This window comes from Amphibacillus indicireducens (assembly GCF_039539605.1).
GTDB lineage: Bacteria > Bacillota > Bacilli > Bacillales > Amphibacillaceae > Amphibacillus > Amphibacillus indicireducens.
The window spans coordinates 42,271-53,716 of the sequence record NZ_BAABDL010000050.1; the positions used below are offsets into that span (position 1 = coordinate 42,271).

Here is an 11,446-nt window from a genome sequence, read left to right on the forward strand (position 1 = left end):
CTCGCATGAAACTTCATGAATTGAAACCATCACAAACACGTAAACAACGTAATCGCGTTGGGCGCGGGATGTCTTCTGGCAATGGTAAAACATCAGGCCGAGGACATAAAGGACAAAATGCACGTACAGGTGGTGGCGTTCGTTTAGGCTTTGAAGGTGGTCAAACACCTTTATTCCAACGACTACCAAAACGTGGTTTTACGAATATTAACCGTAAAGAATTTGCTATTGTTAACTTATCAGCATTGAACAAATTTGAAGAAGGTACAGAAGTAACACCTGAGCTTTTACTTGAAACAGGCTTAGTAAGCAAAGTAAAGGCTGGCATTAAAGTTCTTGGAAATGGTATGATTGAAAAGAAACTTACTGTAAAAGCTCACAAATTCTCTGCTTCAGCAAAAGAAGCAATCGAGAACGCGGGCGGTAAAACTGAGGTGATCTAATGTTCCAGACAATCTCCAATTTTTTTCGTGTGAAGGAAATTAGAAATAAGATTATCTTCACACTACTTATGCTAATTGTTTTCCGAATAGGTACATTTATACCTGTTCCATTTACAGATCGAACGGCAATAGGGTTTATGAATGAACAAAATGTATTTGGTTTTCTAAATACGTTTGGTGGCGGTGCGTTACAAAACTTCTCCATTTTAGCAATGGGAATCATGCCATATATTACTGCGTCAATTATTATGCAGTTATTACAAATGGATATCGTTCCTAAGTTTACTGAATGGAAAGACCAAGGTGAGATGGGTCGACGTAAGCTTGCACAAGTGACACGTTATGCAACCATCTTCCTAGCATTTATTCAAGCTATTGCAATGGCAATCGGTTTTAATGCGATGACAGGTGGAGGATTGATTAGCGATCCAAGTGCAGCCAAGTTTATGATTATTGCCATCGTATTAACAGCGGGTACTGCCTTTTTGATGTGGCTCGGTGAACAAATTACAGCACATGGAGTAGGAAATGGAATTTCAATTATTATCTTTGCAGGTATTGTAGCTGCAGTTCCTAACACAATGAATCAATTGTTCGAACAATACTTTGGTGCTCACGTCGGTGATGAATTATTTATTAACGTCGTTATTGTGGCATTGATTGTATTAGTTGTGTTAGGGGTTACGGTTGGAGTTATTTTCATCCAACAAGCGGACCGCAAAATTCCTATTCAATACGCTAAACGAATGGTTAACCGTTCGATGGTCGGTGGTCAATCGACACACTTGCCATTGAAAGTAAACACTGCTGGAGTTATTCCAGTTATCTTCTCTGTGTCATTTATTATGGCACCAAGGACAATTGCTAGTTTCTTTGATGGTAACTTTGCGAACACAGTTGAGTCGATTTTCGATTATACTCAACCAATTGGAATGATCATTTATGTTGTTCTAATTATTGCATTCTCATACTTCTATACATTTGTTCAGTCAAACCCTGAGCAAATGGCAGATAACTTGAAGAAACAAGGTGGCTACATCCCAGGAATTCGCCCAGGTAAGAGAACAGAGAGATATTTAACAGTTGTATTGTATCGCTTAACTTTTGTAGGTGCACTATTCTTAGCTGCTGTTGCTGTACTACCAATCTTCATTGGTCGAGTAGCTAACTTACCACAATCGATTCAAATCGGTGGCACAAGTATACTCATTGTCGTTGGAGTCGCTCTCCAAACGATGAAGCAATTAGAAAGTCAGTTAGTGAAACGTCACTATAAAGGATTTATAAAGTAAACAGTAAAGTTCATACTTTACTGAAACATTTATGAAGCGAGGGGAATGGCAGTGAACTTAATATTAATGGGTCTTCCAGGTGCTGGTAAAGGAACACAGGCAGAAAAGATAATTGAAAAATACCAAATTCCTCATATTTCTACTGGAGATATGTTTAGATCAGCAATCAAGGAAGGGACAGAACTTGGTGCAAAAGCAAAATCATTTATGGATCAAGGCGCACTTGTTCCTGATGAAGTGACAGTTGGTATTGTTCGTGAAAGATTGGCAAAAGATGATTGTAAAAATGGCTATTTACTAGACGGTTTTCCAAGAACACTGAAACAAGCAGAAGCATTGGATCAACTTTTAGCAGAATTAAATATGCCAATCGACTATGTGATTCATATCGATGTTCCAAAGGATAAACTTCTTGATCGACTAACAGGTCGTCGAGTCTGTCCGACGTGTGGAGCAACTTATCATGTCATCTACAATCCACCAAAAGTTGCTGAGAAATGTGACGTAGATGGTACGACACTCGATCAACGAGAAGACGATCAACCAGAGACGGTTGCTAATCGAATCGAAGTCAACTTAGAACAAACACAACCATTGTTAGACTTTTATCAAGGGAAAGGGAACCTTGTTACGATAAATGGTGACCAAGATATAAATGACGTATTTGAAGATGTAGATAAAGAACTTCAAACGTTATCATAAATCAATTTAGTTCAGTAAATGATTCGATGTAAATAGACGTCAGTCATTTTACTAACGATATAGCACGTTTACCATATCGAGTAGACCGGATGCGTGATTTCGCCGGTAGATCAATTGATTTTGACGGCTAAATATGGTAAAATTAAACTTTGTTAAAGCATATTTTAAAAATATGATTTAGAAACAAAAGTCTAAATGAAGGTGAACATGTTTGAATGACATGGAGTCACGTCCAAATGTAAATCAAGCAGTAGCGATATTACAAGGACGAAAAGCAGTAAAATTTGTGATGATTCATTTTGTTAATGGTCACGATCAACTGCTTGTAGACGGAGAGAAACGGAAGTATGATCGACCGAAGGATAACATCAATCATATGATTCCAACACACTTCATTTCTCCTGAGGTTCAAAATAGCCTTCTAGCAACTGGTCGCGTTACAAACGGTAAGCTACGTAACTATATCGAAGTTTGTCAATGAAAAAAGTGACTGATTTAAAGAAGGGAGATCAACTTGATGGTGAAAGAAGAAGCAATTGAGGTAGAAGGTACTGTTATTGATACATTACCGAACGCCATGTTTAAAGTGGAATTAGAGAATGGTCACACCGTACTCGCTCATGTTTCAGGTAAGATTCGGATGCACTTTATTCGTATTTTGCCGGGAGACAAAGTAACGGTTGAACTTTCTCCATATGATTTAACAAAAGGACGTATTACGTACCGTTATAAATAACAACTTACTCCGATAATAGAGGAGGTATACAAGATGAAAGTAAGACCATCTGTTAAACCAATATGCGAAAAATGTAAAGTTATTCGTCGTAAAGGAAAAGTAATGGTAATTTGCGAGAATCCAAAGCATAAACAAAAACAAGGCTAAAAAACAAGGAGGTGCATGATCACTATGGCACGTATTGCAGGAGTAGATATTCCACGTGAAAAACGAATCGTTATTTCATTAACATATATTTATGGTATCGGAACTTCAACTGCTGAAAAAGTTCTTAAAACAGCAGATGTATCACCAGATACTCGAGTTCGTGATTTAACTGAAGATGAATTAAGCCGTATTCGTACAGCCATAAATGAGTACACAACTGAGGGAGATCTTCGTCGTGAAGTCTCTTTAAACATTAAACGCTTAGTTGAAATTGGCTCATACCGAGGCTTACGTCATCGTCGTGGCTTGCCAGTTCGCGGTCAAAATACTAAGAACAACGCACGTACACGCAAAGGTAGAGGTCGCGCGGTTTCTAATAAAAAATAACATCTAAAGGAGGTTAAACGATCTAATGGCTCAGAAAAGAAATACACGTAAAAAACGTGTGAAAAAGACGATTGAATCAGGTATTGCACACATTCATTCAACATTTAATAATACAATTGTTACAATTACTGATACCCAAGGTAACGCAGTTAGCTGGAGTAGTGCAGGATCACTTGGCTTCAAAGGTTCAAGAAAATCAACACCTTTTGCAGCACAAATGGCTTCTGAAACAGCAGCTAAAGTTGCACAAGACCACGGTATGAAATCTTTAGAAGTAACAGTTAAAGGCCCTGGTGCAGGTCGTGAAGCGGCAATTCGTTCACTTCAAGCAGTAGGACTAGAAGTTACTGCCATTGTTGATGCAACACCAGTTCCTCACAATGGTTGTCGCCCACCAAAACGTCGCCGTGTATAATTTTATCCGTATAGAATTTGTCAGCATGTCTATAATGGATTATGATCGTTTAAAGTAGTACGTTTTAGGATGTCTAGCTTTAACATTCTCAACCAGATCGGAACTGACAGACAAAAATATACGAATAGAAGGTAGCGCAGCAATAAAACTGCCTAGAAAGAAATTGAGGATAGACAGATTGAAATGGTCTACCCCAATTTCGACGTTCAAAGGAGGGTTTTTATAAATGATCGAAATTGAAAAGCCGAAAATTGAAACTGTACACGTTAATGAAGATTCTACATTTGGAAAGTTCGTCATAGAACCATTAGAGCGTGGATATGGTACGACTCTTGGAAACTCCCTGCGTCGTATTCTTCTGTCCTCGCTTCCTGGTGCAGCGATAACAACTGTACAAATTGATGGAGTACTTCATGAGTTCTCAACAATTGATGGCGTTGTAGAAGATGTAACAACTATTATTCTTAATCTTAAGAAACTCGCTTTAAACATTTATTCAGAAGATGTAAAAACGCTAGAAATTGATGTGCAAGGTGAAGGTGTTGTTACAGCCGCGGATATCACTTATGATAGTGATGTTGAAATTTTAAATCCGGATCTTCACATTGCAACATTAGGATCTAACGGGGCACTTCGTATGAAGATGACCGCTGAAGTTGGTCGTGGTTATCGTCCAGCTGAAGCGAATAATCATGACGATTTACCAATCGGTGTGATTCCTGTTGACTCGATTTTTACTCCAGTCTCACGTGCAACGTTTCAAGTTGAAAACACACGTGTTGGTCAAATAACTAATTATGATAAATTAACATTAGATGTGTGGACAGATGGTAGTATTCGTCCTGAAGAAGCTGTTGCTCTAGGAGCAAAAATCCTTACTGAACACTTGAATCTATTTGTTGGTTTAACTGATGAGGCACAAAATGCTGAAATCATGATTGAAAAAGAAGAAGACCAAAAAGAAAAAGTACTAGAGATGACAATCGAAGAGTTAGATTTATCTGTACGTTCATATAACTGTTTAAAGCGTGCGGGGATTAACACCGTACAAGAGCTTACAATAAAAACAGAAGATGATATGATGAAAGTTCGTAATTTAGGTCGCAAATCACTTGAAGAAGTGAAAAATAAGCTATCAGATTTAGACTTAAGCTTGCGAACGGAAGATTAATCTTCTAAATCGAGACAGATTCCGAAAAAGGAGGGGTAGTCGATGGCTAGAAAATTAGGAAGAACAACTGATGTACGATTAGCATTATTAAGAAATCTTGCATCAGACTTAATTGTTCATGAGCGCTTAGAAACAACTGAAGCTAAAGCGAAAGAGCTACGCTCAACAGTTGAAAAAATGATTACATTAGGTAAACGCGGAGACCTTCATGCTCGTCGTCAAGCAGCTTCATTTCTTTATAAGAAAGAAGCAAACGAAACTGAAGACGTCATTCAAAAGTTATTTAATGATCTCGCTTCACGCTATGAAGACCGCCAAGGTGGTTACACTCGCGTCTTAAAGCTTGGCCCACGCAAAGGTGATGGGGCAAAAATGGCGATTATTGAGTTAGTTTAACTTCATATGATCAATGAAGGGCAGGATAAGGTCTCTTAGCGAGATAAATCCAAGCCCTTTTTTTGTATGAATAAGCGTTTGATTCTATTCAGTAGACTGTCACTGATGAGATCTCTACCACGAGTGGATAACCTTGCAATATAAACGATTGTAGAACATAATAAATAACAGAGATGCAAAGCACTACATAGCAATAAAATTGTGTAACTTTCAGAGTTTAATCAGCTAACATGGATGAAATATGCTAAAATATAAAGCAAGCTAATTTCTAACCAGTACTTTATTCTGTAATTTTCAGATGAATTTTTAAAAAATTGAGTTAATTTAGTAATTGGCTGTTATATTAAAAAAATTGATCATTAATGATGGTCTACTGAATAAATAATACTGAAGTTTATTTAATAAAAAAATTCCTAACGAGATTATTTCCTGGGAAATATTTTGTCGTAATGTGGGGGGATATTAGTGAGTCAAAATGAAATTCAATTCCGTAATGTCTATTTCAGATATTCAGAAGAGCAACCATGGGTTCTAGAAGACGTAAGCTTTACGATCAAGTCAGACGAGTGGTTAGCAATTATCGGTCATAATGGTTCTGGGAAATCGACCATCGCTAAACTGATGAACGGGTTATTATTTCCCGAACAAGGTGAGATCATTATCCACGGCATAAAGTTGACCGCTGAAACTGTTTGGGACGTGCGCAAAAAAGTAGGGATGGTTTTTCAAAATCCAGACAATCAATTTGTCGGAACTACCGTCCGGGATGATGTCGCATTTGGATTGGAGAATCGTGGTGTTGATCGTGATCAAATGGTCCAAGCAATAAATGAAAGTCTTGAAGCCGTACGGATGTCAGACTACTATTTACATGAACCCCACCGATTATCAGGAGGACAAAAGCAACGAGTAGCAATTGCAGGAGTACTAGCTGTTAGACCGGACGTGATTATCTTAGATGAGGCGACGGCAATGCTCGACCCTAAAGGACGAAAAGAAATCATTCAAACGGTTAATGACTTGATCCAGACAAATCAGTTAAGCTTAGTGACGATCACGCATGATCTAAATGAGATTATAGCAGCAGATCGCGTCATGGTTATGAATCAAGGGAAGGTTTGGTTAGAGACAACTCCTAGAGCGCTATTTGCAAAAGAGGAAGCGTTACAGGGAATTGGTCTTGATGTACCCTTTGTCGGAAAGTTAACCAATGCATTAAATAAAGAACACGTTCCATTTAGTCAACAACCATTAAATCAAAAGGAGTTATTAGATGAGCTATGGACATATCATTTAAACAAGTAAGCTATACGTATCAACCTAATGGCCCTTTTGAATATAAAGCGCTAAAGGATCTCAACTTTACGATTAAATCTGGTTCGTATGTCGCGATTATCGGCCACACAGGTTCGGGGAAGTCAACATTAATTCAACATTTAAATGGTTTGCTTCGACCGACGAAAGGCGAAGTTAAGGTTGGTGAATACTCAATTCAAGCCAATCAAAAACTAGAAAATATTAAAGAATTACGTCGACAAGTTGGTGTCGTGTTTCAATATCCAGAACATCAATTATTTGAGGAAACAATCGAGAAAGATATTGGATTTGGTCCGGAAAACTTCGGAGTCAGTCAAGATGAAATAAACAAGCGCATTCCAGAAGTTATGAAAGCTGTAGGTTTATCGATGGAATTGCTTGATCGATCCCCATTTGATCTGAGTGGTGGACAAATGAGACGCGTAGCGATTGCTGGTATATTAGCTATGGAACCAAGTGTATTAGTCTTGGATGAACCAACCGCTGGATTAGACCCTAAAGGGCAACAGGAGATTATGGATATGTTTTATGATCTCCATCAACGTAAAAATCTAACGACGATTCTTGTTACTCATAGCATGGAAGACGCATTAAAATATGCAGACCATGTGATTATTTTAGAAGACGGTCAAATGAAAATTGAAGGCAAACCAGCTGATATTTTCGTTCAAAAGACTGAATTAGAACAAGTGCAATTAGATACACCAGAAATCATTCAGTTTATTCAAGATTTTGAAGCTAAATTTGGTAAAAAGTTAAGCTATCATAATCAGTCGATTGATCAGCTAGCGAGAGAAGTTATCGAAGCGTTTAAAGAGGTGAAACACGATGTCTAGTTCACTCATTATCGGACAGTATATCCCGAATGATTCTAAAGTTCATCGCTTAGATCCAAGAACAAAAATTATGATTATTTTTTCATTTATTGTCGTTGTCTTTTTTGCAAATAATCTTCTAAGTTATGCTTGGCTTACTTTATTTGCATTTGGGAGTGCATTAATGACGAAAGTCAAATTAAGGTATATTGCCAAAGGATTAACCCCTGTATGGTTTTTGATTATTTTTACCTTTGTGCTACATTTATTTGTAACAAAGGAAGGAGAGGTACTATTTGATATCTTTGGCTTTCCTATTTATTCAGAAGCACTGATCCAAGGTTTTTTTATTTCATTACGTTTTTTCTTGTTGATCTTAGTCACATCACTTTTAACACTGACAACGACACCGATTGAAATTACTGATGCGATTGAAACATTGCTCAATCCACTTAAAAAAATAAAATTCCCGGTTCATGAGTTAGCATTAATGATGTCGATCTCACTAAGATTTATTCCAACGCTAATGCAGGAAACCGATAAAATCTCAAAAGCGCAAGCATCTCGAGGTGTTGACTTTAGAACAGGACCGATTAAGGATCGCATTCAGGCAGTCGTACCGCTATTAGTTCCATTGTTTGTCAGTGCATTTAAACGAGCAGAGGAATTAGCAATGGCGATGGAAGCACGAGGCTATCAAGGTGGCGAAGGCCGGACAAAACTAAGAGAGCTAAAAATTCTCAGACTAGATTGGTTTGCAATTTTAATCTTTATCATTACGCTGATCGGTTTATTCGTCTTAAGGCAGTAAAGGAGATGAACAATGCGTTATCAAGCAATTGTCAGTTATGATGGTTCAAATTATGCAGGTTATCAAATCCAACCAGATCGAGTGACGATTCAAGCGGTGATTGAGCGAGCTCTGGAAAAAATGCATCAAGGTAGGCCGGTGAAGATAACTGCTTCTGGGCGTACAGATGCTGGCGTTCATGCACATAGACAAGTTTTCCACTTCGATAGTGAACTAGTCATTCCAGAATCGAATTGGAAGAAAGCATTAAATTCACTTCTGCCTGATGATATCGTTATTTTGAAAGTAAAAGAAACGACACCTTCTTTCCATGCGCGCTATGATGCGATTAAAAAAACATATCAATACGTTATTTTAAATAGCGATGATCCGAGCCCATTTGAGGCAAACTATAGTACGTATATGCCAATAAAATTAGATATATCATTGATTAACCAAGCATGTGCTGATTTAATCGGTGAACATGATTTTACCGCTTTTTGTGCAGCGAATAGTTACGTTAAAGGTGATAAAATTAGAACGATTTACGAAGCGAATTGTACGAAAGATAAAGATAAATTAATTTTATCATTTACGGGCAATGGTTTTCTTTACAATATGGTACGAATTATTGTTGGAACTTTAATCGAGATAGGACAAGGCAAACGTCCAGTTACAGATATTCAGAGGATTATTAGTAGCAAAGACCGTTCTCAAGCAGGAAAAACAGCACCTGCACAAGGTTTATACTTGAATCATGTTGAGTATGAAGCTGAAAAATAAAAAAAGACTGATTTAATCAACAAAAGTCGACTAAAGTATTGACTTTATTAGTGATTTGTTATAATATGATCTATGGCATTTTATTTCTAGACCACGATTGGCCCCGGAAAGTTAATTGTGTAGAAATTTAAAATATACCAAATGAAACAACAAAATAATATGAATTGAATGACCAATTAGGAGGTTATAAGTATGCGGACAACTTACATGGCAAATGACGCAAATGTTGAACGTAAATGGCTTGTGGTTGATGCTGAAGGTCAGACACTTGGTCGACTAGCGAGTGAAGTTGCAACAATTCTTCGCGGTAAGCATAAACCAACGTTCACACCTCATGTGGATACTGGCGATTACGTAATTATTGTAAATGCAGCGAAAATCGAATTAACAGGAAATAAACTAAATGACAAAATGTATTACCGTCACTCAGGTTACTCAGGTGGTCTGAGAGCTCGTACTGCTGGTGAAATGCGTGAAAAACATTCGGATAAAATGTTAGAGCTAACAATTAAAGGTATGCTACCAAAAGGTACACTTGGCCGAAAAATGGCTAAAAAGTTACATGTATACCCTGGTGCAGAGCATAACCACCAAGCTCAAAAACCTGAAGTTTACGAACTTCGTGGATAATTAAAAGGAGGTAATTGATCGTGGCACAAGTACAATATTATGGCACCGGACGCCGTAAAAAATCAACTGCTCGTGTACGTTTAGTCCCTGGTACTGGACGTATCATTGTAAATAATCGTGATGCGGAAGAATATTTCCCATATGAAACACTACGTACTATTATTAAACAACCATTAGTAACTACAGAAACAGAAGGTAGTTATGATGTTTTAGTAAATGTACATGGTGGAGGATTCACAGGACAAGCTGGAGCAATCCGTCACGGAGTTGCTCGTGCATTATTAGAGGTTGACCCTGAATACCGTCCATCATTAAAGAGAGCTGGATTCTTAACACGTGACGCTAGAATGAAAGAACGTTACAAATACGGTCTTAAATCAGCGCGCCGTGCACCACAATTCTCTAAGCGATAAAAATCAATCAATATTTCAAAGACTCTTTTCACTTCGGTGGAAGGGTCTTTTTTTAGTTTTTTATTTAATAATTGCCGGAGAGTGTGCTATGATGTGGATAAGAATTGAAATAAGGAGTGGTTTTAAATGAAGTGGGAAGAAGTTCGTAGACTATACCCAGACCAATATGTAAAACTTAACATCCTTAATTTTCACATGAAAAACAATAAGAAAATAGTAACAGACGTTGCTTTAATTGATATTATTAAGGATTCCAAAACGGCTACTAAAGAATTGCTCCGTACGAGGGATGATGTGATTGTATATCATACAGGTACAGAAGAAATTGTGATTGAAATGAGAAATCCAATTGGCTTGAGAGGAATTAGACTATGAAGCTTGAGTTAGTGAATCAACTGCTTGAGGTTGAAATGTTGATTTCTTACAGGGGTAAAACTAAATTAGTAGACAAGCTTATAGTTGATACCGGAGCAGCACATACCTTAATATCATCAGATGTAGTTGATGATATTGGTATTTACTTTGAAAATGGTGATCCTTTGGTAAGTTCTTTTGGTATAGGTGGTGAAGAATATTCATTTCAAAAGCAAGTTGATTCGATAAAGCTGGATTCTTATGAAATAACGGAAATGAAACTAGACTTTGGTTATCTAGGTGATTGGGATATAAATGGCCTCATAGGACTTGATATTTTAATACATGGTCAGTTTATTCTAGATTTGGGAAAATTGACTTTAATTCAAAGGAATTAATAAAAATATAATAAGCTATGACATAATTTATGAGATTAGTTAGTGAAGTATTATTAGGGTATGAATACATTACATATTGAGGTGTTTTTATTTAATAAAATTCTCAAATCTTGTTCAACTAACGGGCAGGATAGTGGAGTAGAAACAAAAAAAGATCCATTTTGAATAAAAATGGATCTTTTTCATCGTGTGCCCAGCATGGGTTCAGACTATAGGGTGAAAGTCCCGAACAGTGAAGACAGTAGTAGCTGTAGCTT

18 protein-coding genes are annotated in these 11,446 nt (G+C 37.3%); all 18 read left to right on the plus strand.

From position 1 onward, the window contains the following. The first annotated feature begins 5 nt into the window (after positions 1 to 5). Complete coding sequence (gene rplO, locus ABD814_RS04755) at positions 6 to 443, plus strand: 50S ribosomal protein L15 (RefSeq protein ID WP_344910876.1); 438 nt, start codon at positions 6 to 8, stop codon at positions 441 to 443. Then, positions 443 to 1,735 (plus strand): preprotein translocase subunit SecY, encoded by a 1,293-nt coding sequence (gene secY, locus ABD814_RS04760; RefSeq protein WP_344910878.1) that lies wholly within the window; start codon positions 443 to 445, stop codon positions 1,733 to 1,735. Before rplO ends, secY begins: the two co-directional genes overlap by 1 nt. 51 nt (positions 1,736 to 1,786) lie before the next feature. After that, positions 1,787 to 2,437, plus strand: a complete 651-nt coding sequence (locus ABD814_RS04765; RefSeq protein WP_344910879.1) for an adenylate kinase — start codon at positions 1,787 to 1,789, stop codon at positions 2,435 to 2,437. A 211-nt stretch (positions 2,438 to 2,648) separates the two neighbouring features. Beyond that, the gene (locus ABD814_RS04770; protein ID WP_425549054.1) at positions 2,649 to 2,918 is read left to right on the plus strand and encodes a KOW domain-containing RNA-binding protein; all 270 of its coding nucleotides are present in this window, start codon (positions 2,649 to 2,651) and stop codon (positions 2,916 to 2,918) included. Positions 2,919 to 2,954: 36 nt separating this feature from the next. Next, on the plus strand, positions 2,955 to 3,173 hold the full coding sequence (gene infA / locus ABD814_RS04775) for a translation initiation factor IF-1 (protein ID WP_015008885.1): 219 nt from the start codon (positions 2,955 to 2,957) through the stop codon (positions 3,171 to 3,173). Between the two features lie 33 nt (positions 3,174 to 3,206). Continuing rightward, a complete protein-coding gene (gene rpmJ / locus ABD814_RS04780; RefSeq protein ID WP_003156543.1) occupies positions 3,207 to 3,320 on the plus strand; it encodes a 50S ribosomal protein L36 in 114 nt (37 codons plus the stop codon). Positions 3,321 to 3,344: 24 nt separating this feature from the next. Beyond that, on the plus strand, positions 3,345 to 3,707 hold the full coding sequence (rpsM, locus tag ABD814_RS04785; protein ID WP_344910882.1) for a 30S ribosomal protein S13: 363 nt from the start codon (positions 3,345 to 3,347) through the stop codon (positions 3,705 to 3,707). Positions 3,708 to 3,732: 25 nt separating this feature from the next. After that, a complete protein-coding gene (rpsK, locus tag ABD814_RS04790; protein WP_344910884.1) occupies positions 3,733 to 4,122 on the plus strand; it encodes a 30S ribosomal protein S11 in 390 nt (129 codons plus the stop codon). A 226-nt stretch (positions 4,123 to 4,348) separates the two neighbouring features. Continuing rightward, the gene (locus tag ABD814_RS04795) at positions 4,349 to 5,293 is read left to right on the plus strand and encodes a DNA-directed RNA polymerase subunit alpha (protein ID WP_344910887.1); all 945 of its coding nucleotides are present in this window, start codon (positions 4,349 to 4,351) and stop codon (positions 5,291 to 5,293) included. A gap of 42 nt (positions 5,294 to 5,335) precedes the next feature. Next, positions 5,336 to 5,689 carry a 50S ribosomal protein L17 gene (gene rplQ, locus ABD814_RS04800; RefSeq protein WP_344910889.1) on the plus strand — a complete coding sequence of 118 codons (354 nt, stop codon included), beginning with the start codon at positions 5,336 to 5,338 and terminating at the stop codon, positions 5,687 to 5,689. A gap of 465 nt (positions 5,690 to 6,154) precedes the next feature. Beyond that, the gene (locus ABD814_RS04805) at positions 6,155 to 6,994 is read left to right on the plus strand and encodes an energy-coupling factor ABC transporter ATP-binding protein (RefSeq protein WP_344910891.1); all 840 of its coding nucleotides are present in this window, start codon (positions 6,155 to 6,157) and stop codon (positions 6,992 to 6,994) included. Beyond that, complete coding sequence (locus ABD814_RS04810) at positions 6,970 to 7,842, plus strand: energy-coupling factor ABC transporter ATP-binding protein (protein WP_344910893.1); 873 nt, start codon at positions 6,970 to 6,972, stop codon at positions 7,840 to 7,842. The genes ABD814_RS04805 and ABD814_RS04810 overlap by 25 nt, the downstream gene beginning before the upstream one ends. Then, positions 7,835 to 8,632: an energy-coupling factor transporter transmembrane component T family protein gene (locus tag ABD814_RS04815; protein WP_344910895.1), complete on the plus strand. Its 798-nt coding sequence runs from the start codon at positions 7,835 to 7,837 to the stop codon at positions 8,630 to 8,632. The genes ABD814_RS04810 and ABD814_RS04815 overlap by 8 nt, the downstream gene beginning before the upstream one ends. Positions 8,633 to 8,644: 12 nt before the next feature. Then, a complete protein-coding gene (truA, locus tag ABD814_RS04820; protein WP_344910898.1) occupies positions 8,645 to 9,394 on the plus strand; it encodes a tRNA pseudouridine(38-40) synthase TruA in 750 nt (249 codons plus the stop codon). 192 nt (positions 9,395 to 9,586) lie between these two features. Beyond that, positions 9,587 to 10,024 (plus strand): 50S ribosomal protein L13, encoded by a 438-nt coding sequence (rplM, locus tag ABD814_RS04825; RefSeq protein ID WP_344910901.1) that lies wholly within the window; start codon positions 9,587 to 9,589, stop codon positions 10,022 to 10,024. Positions 10,025 to 10,044: 20 nt separating this feature from the next. Next, on the plus strand, positions 10,045 to 10,437 hold the full coding sequence (gene rpsI / locus ABD814_RS04830; protein WP_344910903.1) for a 30S ribosomal protein S9: 393 nt from the start codon (positions 10,045 to 10,047) through the stop codon (positions 10,435 to 10,437). A 126-nt stretch (positions 10,438 to 10,563) separates the two neighbouring features. Then, a complete protein-coding gene (locus ABD814_RS04835; protein WP_344910906.1) occupies positions 10,564 to 10,812 on the plus strand; it encodes a hypothetical protein in 249 nt (82 codons plus the stop codon). Then, complete coding sequence (locus tag ABD814_RS04840; protein ID WP_344910909.1) at positions 10,809 to 11,189, plus strand: retropepsin-like aspartic protease; 381 nt, start codon at positions 10,809 to 10,811, stop codon at positions 11,187 to 11,189. Before ABD814_RS04835 ends, ABD814_RS04840 begins: the two co-directional genes overlap by 4 nt. Positions 11,190 to 11,446 lie beyond the last annotated feature (257 nt).

Bases quoted from the DNA above. Each gene is read 5' to 3' on its own strand.
- rplO (WP_344910876.1), top strand. From the start codon at position 6: ATGAAACTTCATGAATTGAAACCATCACAAACACGTAAACAACGTAAT.
- secY (WP_344910878.1), top strand. From the start codon at position 443: ATGTTCCAGACAATCTCCAATTTTTTTCGTGTGAAGGAAATTAGAAAT.
- infA (WP_015008885.1), top strand. From the start codon at position 2,955: ATGGTGAAAGAAGAAGCAATTGAGGTAGAAGGTACTGTTATTGATACA.
- rpmJ (WP_003156543.1), top strand. From the start codon at position 3,207: ATGAAAGTAAGACCATCTGTTAAACCAATATGCGAAAAATGTAAAGTT.
- rpsM (WP_344910882.1), top strand. From the start codon at position 3,345: ATGGCACGTATTGCAGGAGTAGATATTCCACGTGAAAAACGAATCGTT.
- rpsK (WP_344910884.1), top strand. From the start codon at position 3,733: ATGGCTCAGAAAAGAAATACACGTAAAAAACGTGTGAAAAAGACGATT.
- ABD814_RS04795 (WP_344910887.1), top strand. From the start codon at position 4,349: ATGATCGAAATTGAAAAGCCGAAAATTGAAACTGTACACGTTAATGAA.
- rplQ (WP_344910889.1), top strand. From the start codon at position 5,336: ATGGCTAGAAAATTAGGAAGAACAACTGATGTACGATTAGCATTATTA.
- ABD814_RS04810 (WP_344910893.1), top strand. From the start codon at position 6,970: ATGGACATATCATTTAAACAAGTAAGCTATACGTATCAACCTAATGGC.
- ABD814_RS04815 (WP_344910895.1), top strand. From the start codon at position 7,835: ATGTCTAGTTCACTCATTATCGGACAGTATATCCCGAATGATTCTAAA.
- truA (WP_344910898.1), top strand. From the start codon at position 8,645: ATGCGTTATCAAGCAATTGTCAGTTATGATGGTTCAAATTATGCAGGT.
- rplM (WP_344910901.1), top strand. From the start codon at position 9,587: ATGCGGACAACTTACATGGCAAATGACGCAAATGTTGAACGTAAATGG.
- ABD814_RS04835 (WP_344910906.1), top strand. From the start codon at position 10,564: ATGAAGTGGGAAGAAGTTCGTAGACTATACCCAGACCAATATGTAAAA.
- ABD814_RS04840 (WP_344910909.1), top strand. From the start codon at position 10,809: ATGAAGCTTGAGTTAGTGAATCAACTGCTTGAGGTTGAAATGTTGATT.